The following is a 19,994-nucleotide window of genomic DNA, read 5'->3' on the forward strand; positions in this document are numbered from 1 at the left end:
GCTGGCCGCGGTGATCGGGGTGGTGGGGTCCCGGCTGCTCAAGCTGCCGGCCATGCTGGGCTACCTGGTGGTGGGCGTGGTCATCGGCCCCAATGCGCTGGCCCTGGGCGACGACCCCGATTCGCTGCGCCACCTGGGCGAATTCGGCGTGGTGTTCCTGATGTTCGTGATCGGGCTGGAATTCAACCTGCCGAAGCTGCGCAGCATGCGCACGCTGGTGTTCGGGCTCGGGGCGTCGCAGGTGGTCTTGACGATCGCCGGCGCGGTGCTCGGCAATGTCGCGCTGATCCTGCTGTTCGGCTGGCTGGGGCGGGCCTGGGAGCTGTCCTGGCAGGGCTCGGTGGTGCTGGGCTCGGCGATGGCGATGTCGTCCACCGCCATCGTCGTCAAGCTGATGGCCGAGCGGCTGGAACTCGAAACCGAACATGGCCGCCGCGTGATGGGCGTGCTGCTGTTCCAGGACCTGGCCGTGGTGCCGCTGCTGGTGCTGATCCCGGCGCTGAGCGCCGGTGCCGGCGACATGGCGCGCGCACTGCTGTTCGCGCTGCTGAAGGCCGCCGTGCTGCTGGCGCTGCTGCTGGTGGGCGGCCAGCGCGTGATGCGCTGGTGGCTGACGCTGGTGGCGCGGCGCAAGAGCGAAGAGCTGTTCGTGCTGAACCTGCTGCTGGTGACGCTGGGCCTGGCCTGGATGACCGAGCACGCCGGCCTGTCGCTGGCGCTCGGCGCCTTCATCGCCGGCATGCTGATCGCCGAGACCGAATACAAGCACCAGGTCGAAACCGACATCCGGCCCTTCCACGATGTATTGCTGGGCCTGTTCTTCATCACCATCGGCATGAAGCTGGACTGGCGGCCGGTGATCGACCAATGGTTGCTGGTGCTGCTGCTGACCAGCTTCCCGGTGGTGGCCAAAGCCGCGCTGGTGGCGATGCTGGCGCGCGGTTTTCGCGCCACGCCGGGGGTGGCCATCCGCACTGGCCTGTACCTGGCGCAGGCCGGCGAGTTCGGCTTCGTGCTGCTGACGCTGGGCGCCGACGAGGGGCTGATCGCTGCGCGCTGGATGAGCCCGGTGCTGGCCAGCATGGTGTTGTCGATGCTGGCCACGCCCTTCGTCATCCTGTACAGCAACCGGATCGTGATGAGGCTGCATGCCAGCGAATGGTTGCTGCAATCGGTTCAGCTGACCTCGATTGCCAAGAAGTCGATCAAGACCGAGGCCCACGTGATCATTGCGGGTTATGGCCGCAGCGGCCAGAACCTGGCGCGCATGCTCGACAAGGAGCTGATCCCCTACATGGCGCTGGACCTGGACCCCGACCGCGTGCGCCAGGCCGCCGCTGCCGGCCAGAGCGTCGTGTTCGGCGACGCCGCGCGCCTGCCCAGCCTGATGGCCGCCGGCCTGGCCCGCGCCAGCGCGGTGGTGGTGAGCTACCACGACACGCCCTCGGCCTTGAAGATCCTGCACCTGGTGCGCGACCACGCGCCGCGCGTGCCGGTGATCGTGCGCACGATCGACGACACGGACCTCGAAAAACTGCGCGACGCCGGCGCCACCGAGGTGGTGCCCGAAGCCATCGAAGGCTCGCTGATGCTGGCCGCGCAGGCGCTGGCGCTGGTGGGCGTGCCGATGCGCCGCGTGATCCGCCTGACGCGCGACGCGCGCGACGCCCGCTACAGCCTGCTGCGCGGCTACTTCCACGGCAGCGACGACGACACGGTGGGTGAGTTGCAGCAGGCCCGGCTGTCCAGTGTGGCGCTGCCGGTGGCGGCTGCCTGCATCGGCCAGAAATTGTCCGATCTGGCGCTGCACGCGGTGGGCGTGCAGGTGGTGTCGGTGCGCCAGGCCTCGGGCCGTGTCGTGCCTGGCCATGACGGATTGGTGTTAGCCGCCGGCGATACGCTGGTGATCTCCGGCCTGCCGGAACCGCTGGCGCTGGCCGAAGAAAAACTCATGAAAGGGTGAGGTGTTCCGATGACATGCGTTCTCCGCCTGGGCATCCTCGGCACCGCGCGGATCGCGCAGGGCTTCGCCGAAGGCGTCGCGGGCTCCGCGCTGGTGCGCATCGATGCGGTCGCCAGCCGCAGCGCCGACGCGGCCGCCGCCTTCGCCGACCGGCACGCCATAACGCGCGCCCACGGCAGCTATGAGGCCCTGCTGGCCGACGGGCAGCTCGACGCCGTCTACATCCCGCTGCCCAACAGCCTGCATGCGCCGTGGACCGAGCGCGCGTTGCGTGCCGGGCTGCACGTGCTGTGCGAAAAACCGCTGACGGTGACGCTGGCCGAAGCCCAGTCGCTGTTCACCGTGGCCAAGGCCAGCGGCCGCGTGCTGCTGGAAGCCTATCCGTACCGCTACCAGCCGCAGACACTGCGTTTGCGGCAATTGATCGACGAGGGCGCCATCGGCGACATCCGGCTGGTGCAGGCCTGCTTCGGATTTTCGCTGCCCGCCGGCGCCGACATCCGGCTCGACCCGGCGCTGGGCGGCGGTGCGCTGCTCGATGCCGGCTGTTATGCCGTCAGCCTGGCACGGCTGGTGGCCGGCCGGCGGCCGCTGGCCGTGCTGGCGCAGGCGCGCTGGAGCGACAGCGGCGTCGACATGGCACTGACCGGCACCGTGCACTACGAAGGCGGCGCGGTGGCGCAGATCGGCTGCGCGATGGACGCCGCCGTGCACCGGCAGGCCCTGGTACTGGGCAGTGCCGGGGTGATCGAGACCGACTACCTGAACCACACCCATGCGCAGCGGCCGGGCGTGCTGCGGCTGCGCCGGGGCGTGGGCTGGGACGCGCCGCTGGAATCCGTGGCCTTCGACCAGGGCAACGGCTTCCGTTTCGAGGCCGAGCACTTTGCGCGTCAGGTGTTCGAGCCCGGGCTGCGTGACGATGGCGACACCCGGCTGAGCCTGGAGAACATGGCCACGCTGGAAGCGCTGCTGCGCAGTGCGCGTGAGGGCCGATCGGTGGACGTGACGCCGGTGCTGATGCCCTGAGCCCGGGGGCGCCTGCCCAGGGTGCGGATCGACCCCCGGCCCGGGTCACTTGCCGATGCAGAAGCGGCTGAAGATCTCGCCCAGCAGATCGTCGCTGGTGAATGCGCCGGTGATCTCGGCCAGTGCGTCATGCCCCAGCCGCAGCTCTTCGGCAAACAGGTCCAGCGCAGCGTCTGCCACCGCGGCATGGTCTGCCGCCGCCACCAGGTGCTCACGCGTGCGCTGCAGCGCCAGCACATGGCGCTTGCGGGCAATGAAAACACCTTCCGGCGAGGCATGCCAGCCGGCGCGTTCCAGCAGCGCCTGGCGCAGCGCATCGAGCCCGAGGCCGGAGCGCGCTGACAAGGCCAGCTCGCCGGCCGGCACCTGAACGGCAGTCACCACATCGGCCTTGTTGTGCACCTGCAGGATGCGCTGCGGCTCGTCGATGTGCAGGCGCTCGGCGATCGCGGCCTCCGCCACTTCGTAGTCGGGTTCGCCGCGCCGCGTCAGGTCGTGCAGGAAGATCACCGCGTCGGCATCGCGGATGGCATCCCAGCTGCGCGCGATGCCGATGCGCTCGACCTCGTCCTGCGCCTGTTCACGCAGGCCGGCGGTGTCGATCACATGCAGCGGCACGCCGTTGATCTGCAGCGTCTCGCTGACCTTGTCGCGCGTGGTGCCCGGGATCGGCGTGACGATGGCCAGCTCGGCCCCGGCCAGCGCATTCAGCAGCGAACTTTTCCCCACGTTCGGCTGGCCGGCCAGCACCACCTGCAGGCCTTCACGCAGCAGGGCGCCTTGGCGCGCGCGCTCGAGCACTGACGCCAGCGTGGCCATGATCGTCGCCAGTTGGCCGCGGGCATCGGCCTTTTCGAGGAAGTCGATCTCCTCCTCGGGAAAGTCCAGCGTCGCTTCGACCAGCATGCGCAAGCGCACGATGCGTTCGCGCAGCTGGTCGATCTCGCGCGAGAACGCGCCGCTGAGCGAACGCCCGGCCGAGCGCGCCGCGGCTTCGGTGCTGGCCTCGATCAGGTCGGCGACGGCTTCGGCCTGGGCCAGATCGATCTTGTCGTTGAGAAAGGCGCGTTCGGTGAATTCGCCCGGCTCGGCCAGGCGCAGGTGGGGCAGGCAGGGCTGGCCGGTGGCTGCATCGATCTGCGCCGCGGCCTCCAGGCAGCGCGCCACCAGCAGCTGCAGCACCACCGGCCCGCCATGCGCCTGCAACTCCAGCACATGCTCGCCGGTGTAGGACTGCGGCGCGGGAAAGTGGATCGCCAGGCCCTGGTCGATGGCTTGGCCATCGGCGGCCAGGAAGGGGCCGTAGTGCGCATGGCGCGGGCTCAGGGGCCGGCCGCACAGCGCCAGGACCAGCGCGCTCAGGTCCTGGCCGGACACCCGCACGATGCCGACCGCACCCCGCCCCGGGGCGGTGGCGATGGCGACGATGGGTTCATGGTGGCGGGGCAGCGGCACACCGGGATTCTGACCCGGCGTGCGGCATATGGCGCGGGGTGGAGCGCCGGGCAGGTCGCGTGACCCACCTGATGTACGCCCCAGGGCCGGCGCGGTGTGCGCCAGTGGTTCCCCGCAGTGATCGTCACGGCCGGCGTGCCGGCCGGCTGCGCCGGGGACTCGACCGATAAACGCATATTCGGCCGATGGTTGGCGGATTCAACCCCCGGTTTGTGGAGGGTGACCGGCCCGCGTGCCGGTTTTCACGGCGGCCGCCGGCCGAATGTCACGTCTTGCTCAGGCCACGCCGAGCTGCTTGTTGATGAACCACTGCTGGGCGATGCCCAGGATGTTGTTCGTCAGCCAGTACAGCACCAGCCCGGCGGGGAAGAAGAAGAACATCACGCTGAACATCAGCGGCATGATCCACATCATCTTGGCCTGCACCGGGTCGGCCGGTGTCGGGTTCAGCCAGGTCTGGAACATCGTCGACAAGGTCATCAGCGCCGGCAGGATGTACAGCGGGTCCTTGATCGACAGGTCGGTGATCCAGCCGAGCCAGGGCGCGCCGCGCATCTCGACGGTGGACAGCAGCACCCAGTACAGCGCGATAAAGAACGGCATCTGCACGAAGATCGGCAGGCAGCCACCGATCGGGTTGACCTTCTCCTCGCGGTAGATGCGCATCATCTCCTGCTGCATCTGCTGCGGCTTGTCCTTGTAGCGCTCGCGCAGCTCCATCACCCGCGGGTTGATGGCCTTCATCTTGGCCATCGAGCGGTAGGCGCTGGCGTTGAGCCAGTAGAACGCGATCTTCAGCAGCACCACCAGCGCCACGATGGCCCAGCCCCAGTTGCCGAGCAGGCCGTGCAGCGCATCCATCAGCCAGAACAGCGGCTTGGCGATGACGGTGAAGATGCCGTAATCCTTCACCAGCTCCAGGCCGGGGGCCAGCGTTTCGAGCTTCTTCTCTTCCTGCGGGCCGGCGAACAAGGTGGCCTCGTGCACGGCCTTGCCGTCAGGCGCCACTTCGCCGAGCGGCAGCACCATCGCGATCGAGTACAAGTTGGTGCTGACCCGGTCGGTGCGGAATTCGCGCGCGCTCGTGGTCGGCACGATCCAGGCCGAGTTGAAGTAGTGCTGGACCATGCCGATCCAGCCGTTGTCGGCCTTCTCGATGGTGTTGCCGCCACCCGTCTTGGCCCGTTCGGCCACCGCCTTTTCGATGTCGGTGAACTCGAACTTGCGGAACTTGCTGGCCTCGGTGTAGAGCGCCGGGCCGGTGAAGGCGGTGGGCGCCATGAACATGCTGCCGGAGGGCACATGACCGTCGCGCACCAGCTGCAGGTAGAGCTCGGGCGCAATCGGCTTGGCGCTGCCGTTGCGCAGCTCATGCTTGACGGCGATGCTGTAGCTGCCGCGCTTGAAGGTGTAGGTCTTGATCAAGCGCACGCCGCCGACATCGGCCGATTCGAAGCTGAGCGTCACGCCGTCGTCACCGTCCTTCAGGCTGCGCTCGCCGGGCTGCACCGCCATCGGCGTCAGGTGGTTTGGCAGCTGCACACCTTGCTGCTGCGTGATCAGGCCGGTCTGCGCCACGTAGTCGCGCGCCGAGCTCTTGTCGAACAGCAGCACATGCTGCTTTGGATCGTCGGTATCGCGGTGCTTCAGCAGTTCCAGCCGCACCAGCTGGCCGCCGATGCTGTCGAAGGTGGCCTTCATCACGTCAGTGGTGATCAGCACCTTTTCACCCACCAGCGGCGCGCTGGCGCTGGCCGCCGGCGTGGCGGCCGTGCTGGCGCTGCCCGCGGTCCCGGCGGTCGGAGCCGGCACGCCGGAAGCGCCCGGGGATGCACCGGCGGCGGCCGTGCGGGCCGGTGCCGGGCTGAACATCGACGGGTGGCCGTTGTGCTTGTTCCAGGCGTCCCACAGCAGGACGAGCGAGGCGGAGAACACCACCCACAGGATGGTGCGGCGCATATCGGTCATGGGCGGGTCTTCGAAAGCAATCGGGTGAAGAGCGAAGGCGGCTGCGCCGGTACCGGATCACAACCGCCCTCACACCAGGGGTGGCAGCGCAGGATGCGCGCGGCCACCAGGTATGTGCCGGCCGCGGCACCGTGTTGCTCCAGCGCCTGCAGCGCATAGGCCGAACAGGTGGGCTCGAAGCGGCAGGCATTGCCCAGCCAGGGCTTCAGGAAAAAACGATAGCCGCGCACCGCCCCCAGCAACAGGGTTTGCGGCAGGCGCAGCAGCAGCTCGGTCAAGACCATGACCGCTCAGCGCGCCTGGGCCGCGCGCTGCAGCAGCACCGACAGCTCGGCACGCGCGCAACTGCGCAGCGGCGCCGAAGCGGGGCTGGTGAACTGGCGTACATCGAACGGCGCCTTCAGCCGCAACACCCACAGCCCGGCCGGCAAGGCGCCGGCATGGGCCGACATCGCTTCGCGCATCTGGCGCTTCAGCAGGTTGCGCGTGACGGCGCGGCGGGCGTGGCGTTTGGGCACCACGGTGCCCATCCACCAGCCGGCCATCGGCGCGTCGGCCGGCAACTCATCCACAGGCAGTGGGCAAGTAGGTGCACCAGCTGTGGATAACTCTTGCAGATCGACACGGCGCACCGGCTTTTTCGGCAGCGACGGCCTGGCCGCCACGTGGTGCACGGCGAAGTGGGCACTTCGCGAACGCGGCGCTTGCGCGAGCACGCGTTCGAAGTCGGCCGAACGCAGCATGCGCCCGACCGCCTGTGGTTCGCCGGGTGAAGGGTCGACGTGAATGCCGAGCCCCGGTGTCAACGCTGAGCTTGGATGGAGACGGCCAGCGCTGCGACCGGACCTCAGACCTGCGACAGACGCTTGCGGCCCTTGGCGCGGCGCGCGGCGATCACGGCGCGGCCGCCGCGGGTCTTCATGCGGACGAGAAAACCGTGCGTGCGGGCGCGGCGGACTTTGGACGGCTGATAGGTGCGCTTCATGATGCTTCAATCCTCGGGGTGGTGGGGCCCGCGCACGGCATGGGGCAAACGCACCACCGCAACAGTCAGGCAAAACAGGTCAGGCAAAACGGGCCAGCAAAATTCCCCCGCCTCAAATCAAAAGTCGCTTGGCTGGACAAGCCCGGCTGGGCAAGCCTGGCTCAACAAGCCTAAAAGCGACGTTAGCTCGGCTTTGCGCGGCTTCTTGTTATTTAGGGCGCTGGGGAAACCCACTATTAGAGCAAAAAGCCCCTTTCCGGTCAAACACTTGCACCACAACCCGTGGCTTGGCGCAGGGCTTGACCCGCGGCGCCAAACTGTGGATAACAGCGTTCCTGGCGGCCTAGGGGGCCTACAATGCCGCCGCTCTGAGAACAACTTGTCCACAATGAGCCTTGACCTCTGGCAGCGCGGTTGCGAACGACTCGCGACCGAACTGCCCGAACAACAATTCAACACCTGGATCCGACCCTTGCCCGCCGCGGACATCACCGATGGCGGCGACGAAGGCGCGGTGGCCTCGGTGCGCGTGCCCAACCGCTTCAAGCTGGACTGGATACGTTCGCAATACGCCAGCCGCATCGAAGGTGTGCTGAGCGAACTGGCCGGCAAGCCGGTGCGGCTGGAACTGATGCTGGCCCCGCGTGAGCAGGTGCCCACGCGGCCGGTCCCGCCATCGGGCCAGCCGATGCGCGCCGCCGCGCTGCTGAACGGCCAGGCCTTCGCGACGTCCACCAGCGTGCGGCCTGGAGGCACGCCGGGGACCCACGGCACGCCGGGAGGCGGGCACGCCGGCAGCCCGCTGGGCATGGTGCCGGTCCAGCACCTGCCGCCGGCGGCCAACAGCCACCGGCTGAACACCGCGCTGACCTTCGACACGCTGGTGGCCGGCCGCGCCAACCAGATGGCGCGCACCGCCGCGCTGCACGTCGCCGGTGCGCCCGGCATCATGTACAACCCCTTGTTCATCTATGGCGGCGTGGGCCTGGGCAAGACCCACCTGATCCACGCCGTCGGCAACGCACTGCTGCACGACAAGCCCGATGCCCGCGTGCTCTACCTGCATGCCGAGCAGTTCATCAGCGACGTGGTCAAGAATTACCAGCGCAAGACCTTCGACGAGCTGAAGGCCAAGTACCACTCGCTGGACCTGCTGCTGATCGACGATGTGCAGTTCTTCGCCGGCAAGGACCGCACGCAGGAGGAGTTCTTCAACGCCTTCGAGGCGCTGCTGGCCAAGCGGGCCCACATCATCATGACCAGCGACACCTACCCCAAGGGGCTGGTGGACATCGACGAGCGGCTGACCAGCCGCTTCGACGCCGGGCTGACTGTGGCCATCGAGCCGCCGGAGCTGGAGATGCGGGTGGCTATCCTGATCCGCAAGGCGCTCGCCGAAGGCACCGAGATGCCCGAGGACGTGGCCTTCTTCGTCGCCAAGAACGTGCGCGCCAATGTGCGCGAGCTGGAAGGTGCGCTGCGCAAGGTGCTGGCCTACAGCCGCTTCAGCCACAAGGACATCAACATCACGCTGGCCCGCGAGGCCCTGAAGGACCTGCTGTCGATCCAGAACCGCCAGATCTCGGTCGAGAACATCCAGAAGACCTGCGCCGATTTCTACAAGATCAAGGTCGCCGACATGTACTCGAAGAAGCGGCCGGCCAGCATTGCCAAGCCACGCCAGATCGCGATGTACCTGGCCAAGGAGCTGACGCAGAAGAGCCTGCCCGAGATCGGTGAGCTGTTCGGTGGCCGCGACCACACCACCGTGCTGCATGCGGTGCGCAAGATCGGCGGCGACCGCACCAAGGATGCCGAGCTCAACCAGCAGCTGCATGTGCTGGAACAAACTCTCAAGGGATGAGGAACACCAGCAAAGGCTGTCAAGGCACAACGGTGTGGACAACATTAGAACAAGTGACCACTCATCCACAGGCCCCGTTGCCGCGCCGAACTTGTTGTTTGTTTCCAGCCAAGCTCCGGGCCACCCGCCCACAGGGTTCATTCCCGGCTAAACCCTTGAAAATACAGGCGAAAATAGTGTTCTCCACAGCCACTGCGGCCCCCTACTAGAACCACTAAGTTCAAAGAGGAAGACATGATTGTTCTGAAAGCTCCACAACAAAAATTGCTCGACGCGCTGCAGTCGGTGGCGGGCATCGTGGAGCGCCGGCATACGCTGCCGATCCTGGCCAACGTGCTGCTGCGCAAGACCGGCGGCGAGCTCGAATTCACGACCAGCGACCTGGAGATCCAGGTGCGCACCCAGGCCGAGCTGGGCGGTGACGTGGGCAACTTCGCCACCACCGTCGGCGCGCGCAAGCTGATCGACATCCTGCGCACCCTGCCGGCCGACCAGGTGGTGACGCTGACCGCCGCCCAGGCCAAGCTGACGCTGACCGGCGGCAAGAGCCGCTTCACGCTGCAGACGCTGCCGGCCGACGACTTTCCGCTGGTCAACGAAGCGGTCGACTTCGGCCCGGCGTTCTCGGTGCCGCAGAAGACGCTGAAGATGCTGATCAACCAGGTGCACTTCGCCATGGCCGTGCACGATATCCGTTATTACCTGAACGGCATCCTCTTCGTCGCCGAAGGCAAGACGCTGACGCTGGTGGCCACCGACGGCCACCGCCTCGGCCTGGCCCAGGCCCACCTCGAGAACGAGATCCCGAAGCAGGAAGTCATCCTGCCGCGCAAGACCGTGCTCGAACTGCAGCGCCTGCTGCGCGACGAAGACACCGCGATCGAGATGCGTTTTGCCGGCAACCAGGCCAAGTTCGCCTTCTCGGGCATGGAGTTCGTCACCAAGCTGGTCGAAGGCAAGTTCCCCGACTACAACCGCGTGATCCCGAAGAACCACAAGAACGCCGTGGTGCTGGGCCGCGGCGCCCTGCTGTCCAGCCTGCAGCGCGCGGCGATCCTGACCAGCGAAAAGTTCAAGGGCGTGCGCGTCAACATCGAGCCCGGCCTGCTGCGCATTGCGTCGAGCAATGCCGAGCAGGAAGAGGCCAAGGAAGAGATCGAGATCGACTACGGCGGCGACGCCATCGAGATCGGCTTCAACGTCACCTACCTGATGGACGTGCTGGCCAACATCAACCACGAGATGATCAAGCTCGAACTGCAAGACAGCAATTCCAGTGCGCTGATCACCGTGCCCGACCAGACCGGCTTCAAGTACGTGGTGATGCCGATGCGCATTTGATGCGCCCGTCGCCGCGCGGCGTGCGCCAAGCACGCGGCAGCGGTGAACCGACAGCGGGCCGACGTGCCCGCTTCCGTGTTTTAAGGGCCTGCAGCAGCCCCTGTGCAGGCCCAGCGTGAAGAGACTGAAGCGATGAGCGACCCGACCCTCCCGAATGATCCTGACCGCGGTGTGACGCAGCGCGCCGTGCCCTCGGCCGAAGGCCAGGTGGCCTCGACCGGTGCCGAGGCCTCCGCGGCCTATGGCGAGGGCAGCATCCAGATCCTCGAGGGCCTGGAGGCCGTGCGCAAGCGCCCCGGCATGTACATCGGCGACACGTCGGACGGCACCGGCCTGCACCACCTGGTGTTCGAGGTCGTCGACAACTCGATCGACGAAGCGCTGGCCGGCCACTGCGACGACATCATCGTCACGATCCACACCGACAATTCCATCTCCGTCATCGACAACGGCCGCGGCATCCCCACCGGCGTGAAGATGGACGACAAGCACGAGCCCAAGCGCAGCGCGGCCGAGATCGCGCTGACCGAGCTGCACGCCGGCGGCAAGTTCAACCAGAACAGCTACAAAGTCTCGGGCGGCCTGCACGGCGTGGGGGTCAGCTGCGTCAACGGCTTGTCGAAATGGCTGCGCCTGACGGTGCGGCGCGACGGCAAGGCGCACTACCTCGAATTCGCGCAGGGCATCCCGCAGGACCCGCTGATCGAACAGCGCGACGGTGTCGACGTCAGCCCGATGAAGATCGTCGGCGACACCGAGAAGCGCGGCACCGAGGTGCACTTCCTGCCCGACGAGACGATCTTCAGCAACATCGACTTCCACTACGACGTGGTCGCCAAGCGCCTGCGCGAGCTGAGCTTCCTGAACAACGGCGTGAAGATCCGCCTGGTCGACGAGCGCAACGCCAAGGAAGACAACTTCGCTTACGCCGGCGGCGTGAAGGGCTTTGTCGAGTTCATCAACCAGGGCAAGAAGGTCCTGCACCCGAACATCTTCCACGCCATGGGCGACAAGCTCAGCGACCAGGGCACCAACGTCGGTGTCGAGGTGGCGATGCAGTGGAACGACGGCTACAACGAGAGCGTGCTGTGCTTCACCAACAACATCCCGCAGCGTGATGGCGGCACCCACCTGACCGGCCTGCGCGCGGCGATGACGCGGGTCATCAACAAGTACATCGACGACAACGAACTGGCCAAGAAGGCCAAGGTCGAGATTGCCGGCGACGACATGCGCGAAGGCCTGGCCTGCATCGTCAGCGTCAAGGTGCCCGAGCCCAAGTTTTCCAGCCAGACCAAGGACAAGTTGGTATCGTCCGAAGTACGCGGCCCGGTGGAAGAAATCGTCTCGAAGCTGTTGACGGATTACCTGCTCGAGAACCCGCTGGACGCGAAGATCATCTGCGGCAAGATCGTCGAAGCCGCACGCGCCCGTGAAGCGGCTCGCAAGGCGCGCGAGATGACACGCCGCAAGGGTGTGCTCGACGGCATGGGCATGCCGGGCAAGCTGGCCGACTGTCAGATCAAGGATCCCGCGGAGTGCGAGATCTACATCGTCGAGGGTGACTCCGCCGGCGGCTCGGCCAAACAGGGCCGCGACCGCAAGTTCCAGGCGATCCTTCCGCTGCGCGGCAAGATCCTGAACGTCGAAAAAGCGCGCTACGAAAAACTGCTGTCCAGCGATTCGATCGTCACCTTGATCACGGCGCTGGGCACCAGCATCGGTGTCGAGGATTTCAACGTCGACAAGCTGCGTTACCACCGCATCATCATCATGACCGACGCCGACGTCGACGGCGCCCACATCCGCACGCTGCTGCTGACCTTCTTCTACCGCCAGATGCCGGTGCTGGTCGAGCGTGGCCACATCTACATCGCGCAGCCGCCGCTGTACAAGGTCAAGGTCGGCAAGCACGAGCAGTACCTGAAGGACGGCATCGAGCTGGACGCCTACCTGCTGAAGGTGGCGCTGGACAGCGCCACGGTGCTACCCGACGGTGTGAGCGGCAGCCGTGAGCCACTGAACGGCAGCGTGCTCGAGGAACTGGCGCGCAAGTACGTGGTGGCCACCCATGTGATGGACCGCCTGGGCAACTGGATGGACCTGCAGGGTTTGCGCGCGATTGCCAACGGCCTGACGCTGGACCTGGACAACGCCGCGCAAGCCGAAGCCAGCGCCGTGGCGCTGCAGGCCGCGCTGGTCGATGCACAGGTGGAGGCGCAGTTCGATGCCCGCATTGACAAGCACTTGCTGCGCATCAGCCGCCGCCACCACGGCAACATCAAGAGCAGCGTGATCACGCAGGATTTCGTGCACGGCGCCGACTACGCGGCGCTGCGCGAAGCCGGCGTCACCTTCAAGGACCTGCTCGGCGAAGAAGCCGTGGTGCGCCGCGGCGAAGGCGAGCGCATGAAGGAGCACAAGGTCGGCGACTTCCGCGCCGCGATGGCCTGGCTGATGACACAAGCCGAAAGCGCCGTCGGCCGCCAGCGCTACAAGGGCCTGGGCGAGATGAACCCGTCGCAGTTGTGGGAAACGACGATGGACCCGACGGTGCGCCGCCTGCTGCGCGTGCAGATCGACGACGCGATCGAGGCCGATCGGGTGTTCACGATGCTGATGGGCGACGAGGTGGAGCCGCGCAGAGACTTCATCGAGAGCAATGCGTTGAGGGCGGCGAATATCGACGCGTGAGGCTGGCAGTCCCGCGTTGCGCACCGGCGTGACAGCGCCTGGAAGCCGCGTGGCGCCTTCGCGTGTTCTACATCCGCGACATGGAGCCGGTGAAGATGCAGCGCTGAAGGCGCACCACCCGACCGGCTCGGTTGCGCGGTCGATCGGGTGGTCCGCGGTCGGCTCGGCAGAGCGACCCCGCACCCGCGGGGTGAGCACAAGGTGCACGGGCTGGGCTCTCTTGGCGCCCCCCTAGAATTTCGGCTTCGTCCGCACACCGAGAAGTCCACCCGTGACAACCGAGCCAGCCGCCCTGCCCATGCCGACGGCTGTCGCGCTGACCAAGTTCCGGGTGCCGCGACCCCGGCGTGATTTCGTGCGCCGCGATGCCCTGCTGGCCCACCTGCGCCAACTCACGCTGGACAAGCCGGTGACTTTGATCTGCGCGCCGGCGGGCTCGGGCAAGACCACCTTGATGGTGCAGCTCGCCGCAGCGGATGCGCCGGGCGAACTGGCGGTCTGGGTGGCGCTGGACGACAGCGACAACCACCCGGCCCGGCTGCTGGCGACGCTGGTGCAGTCGCTGCTGCCGCTCGACATGGCCTGGGAGATGGACCCGCGTGCCCTGGTGGCCAACGTCACCGGCAGCGGCCCCGAGGCGCGTGCCGTGCTGGCCGGCATCGTCAACGCGCTGTGCACCGTGCCGGCCCAGCGCGTGGTCTGGCTGCTCGACGACCTGCACCGCATCACCGACTCGAACGCCGTCAGCCTGCTCGATTCGTTGATCGAGCGCCTGCCCGAGCACGTGGCGCTGGTGCTGGGCTCACGCACCGAGCCGGCCTTGTCGCTGGCCCGGCTGCGTGCCCACGGTGAGCTGGGCGAGATCGACGCCAGCCCGCTGCGCTTCGACGAACCCACCGTCATCGCGCTGGCACAGCACCGCTGGGGCAGCGCACCGGCGCTCGAGATCGTGCGCGACGCGCTGGCGCGCACAGGTGGCTGGGCGGTCGGCGTCAATCTGCTGCTGGCCTCCAGCACCGGCATGGGCATCGTGCGGCCAGCGCTGCAGCACGAGGTGCCGCGGCGGGCCTTGTTCGACTTTCTGGCCCAGGAAGTGCTCGATGAACTGCCGCCGGCCTTGCGCGACTTCGCGATCGACTGTGCCGTGCTGCCCGAGCTGAATCCGGCACGCTGCCAGGCCGTGACGTTGCGCGGTGACAGCGATGACGTGCTCGACGCCCTGCTGCGCCGCCACCTGTTCCTGAGCGTGGTCGAAGACAGCCAGCCGGTGCTGCGCTTCCATGACCTGTTTCGCGACTTCCTGCTGGCGCAGCTGGCGCGCAAGCCGGCGGCCCACGCGCAACTGCTGCACGAGCGCGCTGCGGCGGCCGAAGACCTGCCCGAGCGCGCGATCAGCCACTGGCTCGACGCCGGGCGCTGGACAGCTGCTGCTGACCTGATCGTGCGCCATGGGCTGCGCTTGGCCAGCGAAGGGGCGTATGCGACGCTGGAGCGCTGGATTGAACGGCTGCCGGTCGACGTCGTGGCGGCCGATCCGCGGCTGGCCTTGCTGCGCACCGAATGCGCCTGGTCGCGCTGGGACTGGGAGCAGGTGCTGCTGCATGCGGCACCGGCCGCAGAAGGCCTCGAGCAGTCGGGCGACTTGCCCGGCCAGCTGCGGGCCCAGCTGCTGCTGTCCGCTTCGCTCGGCGCGCTGGGCCACCTGGAAGAGCGCGCGGCGCTGACCGAGCGCAGCTTGCGCCTGGACCTGCCTGCCAGCGACGCGGCGCAATTCCACCTGCAGCGGGCGTGGAGCGATTTTTCGCTCGGCCACAGCGGGCAGGTCGGCCAGCACCTGGCCACGATGAATGCGTTGGTGGCCGAGGACCCGGCGCGTTATGCGCCGCAGGTGGCACCCACCCTCAACTGCCACTTCGGCGGCCTGCCCGGCGTGACCGAGGCCTACCTGCAGTTTGCGGCGCTGTGCGACTCGGTGCCCAAGCCGGCCGCCATGCCCTGGCATTCGACGCCGGTGGTGCTCGGTGCCTGGGCGGCCCTGTGGCAAGCGCGCCGCGCCGGTGCCACGCAGGCGCTGCAGCGCGCCGAGGAGATCCAGCATCGCTTCGGCAAGGTGCGCTACGTGCTGCTCGACGCCACCCACCTGCAGGCGCTGCTGCTCGCGGCGACCGGCGAGTTCGACGCTGCACTTCAGGTCCTCGAGGCCTTGCTGACGGATCTGGCGTCCGGCGATGCCGAAGGCCTGCGCCGCGTGTGGCAGCGCCCGTATCGCAGCGTGCTGGCCCGCACGCTGTGGATGGCGCAGGATGGCCCCGGGCTTGCGGCCCAGGCGGCCTGGCTCGAAGGGCCGCTGCGCCACCGCGAATGGCCGCTGACCGCGGGCGCGGTGGAGAGCGTTCGCGGCCAGGCCGCCCTGCTGGCTGGTGCGCTGGACGCCGCGCAGGACGCGTTGGCGTCAGCGGTCGCGCAGCACGCCCGCTACCCGGCGCCGGCCTTTTATGCCGACCCCCGGGTGGCGCTCGCCGGCGTCCACCTGCGGCGCCACGACACGGCCCGCGCCTGGGCCGCGGCCGTGCCCGTGCTGCAGGAGATCGCTCGCGATGGCACGCCCGGCCGCTTGCTGCTGGAACCCGCCGCGCTGGTCGACAGCCTGCTGGCGCTGTGCCCGGCCAAGGCGCCCCAAGCCGCCCAGGTGGCGGGGCTGCAGCAGACGCTGGCCGCTTGGCGCTCGGCCGCCGCGCACGCAACTGCGCACCCAACCGCCGACACGCCCCCCCGCGCCGCGCCGGCGCCGCTGGGCCCGTCGCGGCTGCCGCTGACCGAACGCGAGCGCGAAGTGCTTGAACTGGTGGCGCAAGGCCTGTCCAACAAGCTGCTGGCGCGGCAGCTCTCGCTGAGTGCGCACACCGTCAAGCGCCATCTCGCCAACATCCTCGACAAGCTCGACTGCGATAACCGGGTCCAGGCGGCCGCGCTGTGGCGGCGCGACACAGACTAAAAGCGCGCCGCGGCAGGTCAGCCGACGGGCATGGCTCTTCCGGGCGATGACGCGGCCGGCTGCGCTGCCGACACTGGCTGTTTTCGCTCAAGGCCGACGGCTGCCGATGAAAGATCACGCTGCGACCGATGCCCTCTCGCTGGCCCTGCAGTGGCTGGAGCGGCCCGCGGACTGGCCACAGGCTGCCGCTGCGCTCTACGACGCCGCGGTGTGCTGGCGGGCGCCGGCGCGCGGACTGCTGATCGAGGGCCGTGATGCGGTGCTGGCGCAACTGCGCGACGATGCCCGGCGCTTCGCTGCGGCCGAGCCGGTGGTCCTGCGGCGCGTGGTGGCCGGCGCGCGGCTGATCGACGAATCGGCGCTGACCTTCATCTGCCCTGCCGACGGCGTTGCCGGCGTCACGCTGACGCCTGGCGACCGCATCGAACTCAAACGCACGCGGCTGCTCAGCTTCGCCGGCGGCTTGATCGTCGACGAGCTGAACCTGGAAACCTGGACGGTGCTGCAGCGCTGAGGCGGTCAGGCCTCGGGACCCTCCACGTTCAGCACCCGCATGCCCAGCGAACGCCCCGCCGGCCGGTCGAGCACCTGCACCGTCGTGCGGCGCGGCGTGAAGTCGTCGGGCAGGCGCATCGAGCCGCTGAGGATCTCGTGGCCTTCGACCGACAGGATCACCGGCTCCATCGTCAGCGTCGTTGGCTTGCCGCCGGCGGATACCCCGGCGACGACGATCTGCATCACGCCGGCCAGCGGCTTGGCGGCTTTGCGCCGCGTCAGCACGACCTCGTAGTCCAGGCTGCCGCGGCGTGCCGTGAAACGGCCGATGCGCACTTCGACGGCGTTCTGCGCCGCCCGCGGGTCGGGCGGCAAGATCGCGAGCAGCGCGACCAGGCCGGCGCGCGCGCGTTCGGCAGCGCTCTGGGCAGCGCCCAGCGCCGTGTCGCGTTGGCGTGCTTCAGCGTTCGTCTTGTCGAGTTGCTGCTGCAAGCGGTCGCGCTCGTGCAGCAGCCGCTCACGTTCGGCGTCAGCCTTCGCGAACGATTCGCGCAGTGCCTGCGAGTCGTCAGCGCTCAGCCGCGGCGGCAGCAGCTTGTGCTGCACCGTGACCACGGCGGCGATGCCGAGCGCGATGCCCAGCACCAGCAGCAGCAGCCAGGTCGGCACGCTGCGACGGCGCCGGCCGCGGTAGGGGTCGAAGACAATGGCTTTGCGCGATCCAAACATCGCGGCAGCTTAAGCGGCGTTGCGATACCCGCTGCAACACGATGTGAGCGTTCAGACGCTCCAGCGCCCCGGTGTCGCCCGGCACCTCATCGACCAGCACCCGATGAAGCGCGGGATGAATACCCTGCGCTGCGGTCATGTCGCGAACAAGCTCATCGACCCGTTGGCTTGGCGGCTGCCCGCCTTGCCCGACCTTCCGCATCACGACGAGCCCGTCGTCGACGTCGGGTGGCATCGGTCAACGCCCGCTTGTCGGGGAAATGCGCAGCAGCCGGGCGATCGGCTGCAGCCACTGCGGCCGCCAGCTCAGCGTGAAGGCGACGGCCAGGGCCGCTGCCGAGATCATCACGGCCCAGAGCAGCACGCCGAAGCCGGCGCCATGCGCGACGATGGTCAGGGTCAACGCGGCAGGCTGCGCCAGCAGCCCCGTGCCCGCGGGCCCGATTCGGCGCACGCGCTGCGCGACGGATGTTTTTGACACGGTCGACCAGTGCCGTTCCTGGCTCAAGGCCAACAAGGCGAAGCCCAGGTAGCTGCCCAGCGCGGCGATGAGCGTCAGTGCGGACTCAGACACGGTGTGCGCTCTCGGTCGCTGTTGTCGCTGAAGCTGGATGCAGGCTTGCAGCGCGCACTCGGCGCGTGGCGGAGCGGCCCACGCGGCGCGCAGTCCAGAGCGCCAAGCCGGCACCCAGCAGCAGCATCAGGTCCATGCCCGCCACCGGCCAGTAGCCCTGGGCCAGGGTCTTGAACAAGGGGTCGCCGGTCGTCAGGGCATTGAGCAGCACGGCCGCCACGGCCAGCACGGCGATGGCGGTGCACTGCTCGCGCCAGGCGCGGCGCGCCGGCTGCGTGGCCGGGTCGGCTCGCCGCCACGCGGCATGGCCGAAGCTGGCCAGCCAGGTGAGATAGAACACCCACATCTCGAGTGCCGCGCGGTCCTGGCCGGCCAAGCTGCTGCCCAGCGGCAGCAAGCGATTGATAACGAAGAAAGCAAGCGTGGCGATGACGATGCCGGTGACGCTGCCGATCGTCATCGCCTCCACCACGCGCACGCCGGCAAGGCCCTTCTTCGCGTGCCCGGCGCGCCGTGCTTCCAGCCAGAACAGGAAGCCGGTGGCGATCATCACGCAACCGGACAGCCCCGCCAGGAAGTACAGCCAGCGCAGCGTCCAGTGCCTGAACTGGATCTCGTGCAGCCCGGTGATGAAGTTCAGCGCGTTCTTGACCGGCTTCACCTCGCTGCGCGCCAGTTCGGCGCCGCTGCCGGCGTCGAAGTAGAGGGTCTGCGCGTTCTTCGTCACCCGGTCCGCGATGGAGCGCCGCACTTCCACGTAGCTGCCGGCGTCGCCTTGGTGGTGGACGCGTACCTGGGAAACCAGGCCGCCGCCCCAGGCGCCGCGCGCCTGCGCCACCATCGCATCCAGCGAGCCCAGCGTTCCGGGCTGCCCGGCCAAGGGGCGCTGGAAGGTGTCGGAGGCCTCGGCGTTGAAGGCGCGCCTGTCGCCGTCATAGGCCGCCTGCCAGCCGCCCGGGAAGTAGATCGCGAAGAAGATCATCAGCCCCGACAGGGCGATGGTGAAGTGGAAGGGCAGCGCCAGCACGCTGCTCAGGTTGTGCAGGTCGAGCGACGCGCGCTGGATCTGCTTGTGGGGCCGGAAGGTGAAGAACTCGACGAAGATCTTCTTGTGGATCACCACGCCCGACACCAGGGCCACCAGCATCGCCATCGTGGCCAAGCCCACCAGCCAGTAGCCGATGTCCAGGAAGCTGATGTGCAGCCGGTAGTGGAACGGGTAGAGAAAGCCCGAGCCGCCATGGGTGCCGGTGGCCGGGAGGGTCGCACCCGTCGCTGGATCGAAGTAGCGCGACTGGTTCTTGCCCGCGGCATCGCGCCACTGCAGGCGCAGGCTGGGCATGCGCTCGTTCGGCAGCACGAAGGTCCACTGCGTGGCCGTGGCTGCCAGGCGCTCGGCAATGGGTCGCGCGGATGCATCGATCGAGATCGCCGCCGCGGGCACCTGCAGGCGTGTCATCGGCGCCATCCAGCGGTCGATCTCGCGGTCGAACACCGACAGCGTGCCCATCCAGAAGATGGCGAACAGCAGGCCGCCGATCACGACCCCCGACCAGGTGTGCAGCCATGCCATCGACTTGCGGAACGTTGCGCCCATGATTCTTCTCCCGGTGAATGCCTCAGTGGCTCTTGACGAAGAACGTCAGCAGCAGCGCCACCGCGGCACCACCGACGAAGACGGCCCAGACCCGCCACGTCGCGCGTTCGGCAAATGCCCACAGTAGCGCGACGAGGTACAGCAGGAAGCCGAGCAAGCTCGACAGCAGCACGGCTTCACTGCGTGCCATGCCGGTGATGCGCGGCAGGGCCGTCGCGGCCAGCGCGACGCAGGCGGCACTGAAGGCGTAGCCGCCCAGCACGGCGCCGCTGACGCGCAGGCTCATGGCCAGAACCTTGTTCATC

General features: G+C 68.1%; 16 protein-coding genes. 7 read left to right on the forward strand and 9 right to left on the reverse strand.

The window, feature by feature from the left end; genetic code table 11:
- The first annotated feature begins 1 nt into the window (after position 1).
- Together VLK61_RS09025 and VLK61_RS09030 are read left to right on the forward strand one after the other, a co-directional pair.
- A complete protein-coding gene (locus tag VLK61_RS09025) occupies positions 2-1,963 on the forward strand; it encodes a cation:proton antiporter (RefSeq protein WP_325420329.1) in 1,962 nt (653 codons plus the stop codon).
- A 9-nt stretch (positions 1,964-1,972) separates the two neighbouring features.
- Positions 1,973-2,992: a Gfo/Idh/MocA family protein gene (locus tag VLK61_RS09030; RefSeq protein ID WP_325420331.1), complete on the forward strand. Its 1,020-nt coding sequence runs from the start codon at positions 1,973-1,975 to the stop codon at positions 2,990-2,992.
- A 45-nt stretch (positions 2,993-3,037) separates the two neighbouring features.
- Here VLK61_RS09030 and mnmE read toward each other — a convergent pair whose 3' ends face one another.
- The 5 genes from mnmE to rpmH form a co-directional block, all read right to left on the reverse strand.
- Complete coding sequence (gene mnmE, locus VLK61_RS09035) at positions 3,038-4,447, reverse strand: tRNA uridine-5-carboxymethylaminomethyl(34) synthesis GTPase MnmE (protein ID WP_325420333.1); 1,410 nt, start codon at positions 4,445-4,447, stop codon at positions 3,038-3,040.
- A 276-nt stretch (positions 4,448-4,723) separates the two neighbouring features.
- The gene (yidC, locus tag VLK61_RS09040) at positions 4,724-6,415 is read right to left on the reverse strand and encodes a membrane protein insertase YidC (RefSeq protein ID WP_325420335.1); all 1,692 of its coding nucleotides are present in this window, start codon (positions 6,413-6,415) and stop codon (positions 4,724-4,726) included.
- Positions 6,412-6,699, reverse strand: a complete 288-nt coding sequence (yidD, locus tag VLK61_RS09045) for a membrane protein insertion efficiency factor YidD (RefSeq protein ID WP_325420337.1) — start codon at positions 6,697-6,699, stop codon at positions 6,412-6,414. The genes yidC and yidD overlap by 4 nt, the downstream gene beginning before the upstream one ends.
- A 6-nt stretch (positions 6,700-6,705) precedes the next feature.
- Entirely contained in the window at positions 6,706-7,158 is a 453-nt protein-coding gene (locus VLK61_RS09050) for a ribonuclease P protein component (RefSeq protein ID WP_325420339.1), read from the reverse strand.
- A 104-nt stretch (positions 7,159-7,262) separates the two neighbouring features.
- Complete coding sequence (gene rpmH, locus VLK61_RS09055; RefSeq protein ID WP_088287284.1) at positions 7,263-7,400, reverse strand: 50S ribosomal protein L34; 138 nt, start codon at positions 7,398-7,400, stop codon at positions 7,263-7,265.
- Positions 7,401-7,788: 388 nt separating this feature from the next.
- Between rpmH and dnaA the strand changes: the two genes are divergently transcribed.
- From dnaA to VLK61_RS09080, 5 genes are all read left to right on the forward strand, one after another.
- Positions 7,789-9,264, forward strand: a complete 1,476-nt coding sequence (gene dnaA, locus VLK61_RS09060; protein WP_325420343.1) for a chromosomal replication initiator protein DnaA — start codon at positions 7,789-7,791, stop codon at positions 9,262-9,264.
- 234 nt (positions 9,265-9,498) lie between these two features.
- A complete protein-coding gene (gene dnaN, locus VLK61_RS09065; RefSeq protein ID WP_325420345.1) occupies positions 9,499-10,605 on the forward strand; it encodes a DNA polymerase III subunit beta in 1,107 nt (368 codons plus the stop codon).
- A 132-nt stretch (positions 10,606-10,737) separates the two neighbouring features.
- Positions 10,738-13,299 carry a DNA topoisomerase (ATP-hydrolyzing) subunit B gene (gene gyrB, locus VLK61_RS09070; protein WP_325420347.1) on the forward strand — a complete coding sequence of 854 codons (2,562 nt, stop codon included), beginning with the start codon at positions 10,738-10,740 and terminating at the stop codon, positions 13,297-13,299.
- A 298-nt stretch (positions 13,300-13,597) separates the two neighbouring features.
- Positions 13,598-16,294: a LuxR C-terminal-related transcriptional regulator gene (locus VLK61_RS09075; protein ID WP_325420349.1), complete on the forward strand. Its 2,697-nt coding sequence runs from the start codon at positions 13,598-13,600 to the stop codon at positions 16,292-16,294.
- Between the two features lie 106 nt (positions 16,295-16,400).
- A complete protein-coding gene (locus tag VLK61_RS09080) occupies positions 16,401-16,808 on the forward strand; it encodes a hypothetical protein (RefSeq protein ID WP_325420351.1) in 408 nt (135 codons plus the stop codon).
- A 5-nt stretch (positions 16,809-16,813) separates the two neighbouring features.
- Here the strand turns inward: VLK61_RS09080 and VLK61_RS09085 are convergent, their stop codons facing one another.
- From VLK61_RS09085 to VLK61_RS09100, 4 genes are all read right to left on the reverse strand, one after another.
- Positions 16,814-17,518 (reverse strand): hypothetical protein, encoded by a 705-nt coding sequence (locus tag VLK61_RS09085; protein WP_325420353.1) that lies wholly within the window; start codon positions 17,516-17,518, stop codon positions 16,814-16,816.
- A 238-nt stretch (positions 17,519-17,756) separates the two neighbouring features.
- Positions 17,757-18,092 carry a DUF3325 domain-containing protein gene (locus VLK61_RS09090; RefSeq protein ID WP_325420355.1) on the reverse strand — a complete coding sequence of 112 codons (336 nt, stop codon included), beginning with the start codon at positions 18,090-18,092 and terminating at the stop codon, positions 17,757-17,759.
- Positions 18,085-19,689 carry a PepSY-associated TM helix domain-containing protein gene (locus VLK61_RS09095; RefSeq protein WP_325420357.1) on the reverse strand — a complete coding sequence of 535 codons (1,605 nt, stop codon included), beginning with the start codon at positions 19,687-19,689 and terminating at the stop codon, positions 18,085-18,087. Before VLK61_RS09095 ends, VLK61_RS09090 begins: the two co-directional genes overlap by 8 nt.
- A gap of 22 nt (positions 19,690-19,711) precedes the next feature.
- Positions 19,712-19,993: a hypothetical protein gene (locus VLK61_RS09100; protein ID WP_325420359.1), complete on the reverse strand. Its 282-nt coding sequence runs from the start codon at positions 19,991-19,993 to the stop codon at positions 19,712-19,714.
- Between the last annotated feature and the right edge of the window lies 1 nt (position 19,994).

The sequence above is a fragment of the Aquabacterium sp. genome (assembly GCF_035476535.1).
Taxonomy (GTDB): domain Bacteria; phylum Pseudomonadota; class Gammaproteobacteria; order Burkholderiales; family Burkholderiaceae_C; genus Pseudaquabacterium.

Excerpts from the sequence above, each read along its gene's own strand:
- dnaA (WP_325420343.1), top strand. The coding sequence starts at position 7,789 with ATGAGCCTTGACCTCTGGCAGCGCGGTTGCGAACGACTCGCGACCGAA.
- gyrB (WP_325420347.1), top strand. The coding sequence starts at position 10,738 with ATGAGCGACCCGACCCTCCCGAATGATCCTGACCGCGGTGTGACGCAG.
- VLK61_RS09085 (WP_325420353.1), bottom strand. The coding sequence starts at position 17,518 with ATGTTTGGATCGCGCAAAGCCATTGTCTTCGACCCCTACCGCGGCCGG.
- VLK61_RS09050 (WP_325420339.1), bottom strand. The coding sequence starts at position 7,158 with ATGCTGCGTTCGGCCGACTTCGAACGCGTGCTCGCGCAAGCGCCGCGT.
- VLK61_RS09100 (WP_325420359.1), bottom strand. The coding sequence starts at position 19,993 with ATGAACAAGGTTCTGGCCATGAGCCTGCGCGTCAGCGGCGCCGTGCTG.
- dnaN (WP_325420345.1), top strand. The coding sequence starts at position 9,499 with ATGATTGTTCTGAAAGCTCCACAACAAAAATTGCTCGACGCGCTGCAG.
- rpmH (WP_088287284.1), bottom strand. The coding sequence starts at position 7,400 with ATGAAGCGCACCTATCAGCCGTCCAAAGTCCGCCGCGCCCGCACGCAC.
- VLK61_RS09030 (WP_325420331.1), top strand. The coding sequence starts at position 1,973 with ATGACATGCGTTCTCCGCCTGGGCATCCTCGGCACCGCGCGGATCGCG.
- yidD (WP_325420337.1), bottom strand. The coding sequence starts at position 6,699 with ATGGTCTTGACCGAGCTGCTGCTGCGCCTGCCGCAAACCCTGTTGCTG.
- VLK61_RS09095 (WP_325420357.1), bottom strand. The coding sequence starts at position 19,689 with ATGGGCGCAACGTTCCGCAAGTCGATGGCATGGCTGCACACCTGGTCG.
- VLK61_RS09080 (WP_325420351.1), top strand. The coding sequence starts at position 16,401 with ATGAAAGATCACGCTGCGACCGATGCCCTCTCGCTGGCCCTGCAGTGG.
- VLK61_RS09075 (WP_325420349.1), top strand. The coding sequence starts at position 13,598 with ATGCCGACGGCTGTCGCGCTGACCAAGTTCCGGGTGCCGCGACCCCGG.
- yidC (WP_325420335.1), bottom strand. The coding sequence starts at position 6,415 with ATGACCGATATGCGCCGCACCATCCTGTGGGTGGTGTTCTCCGCCTCG.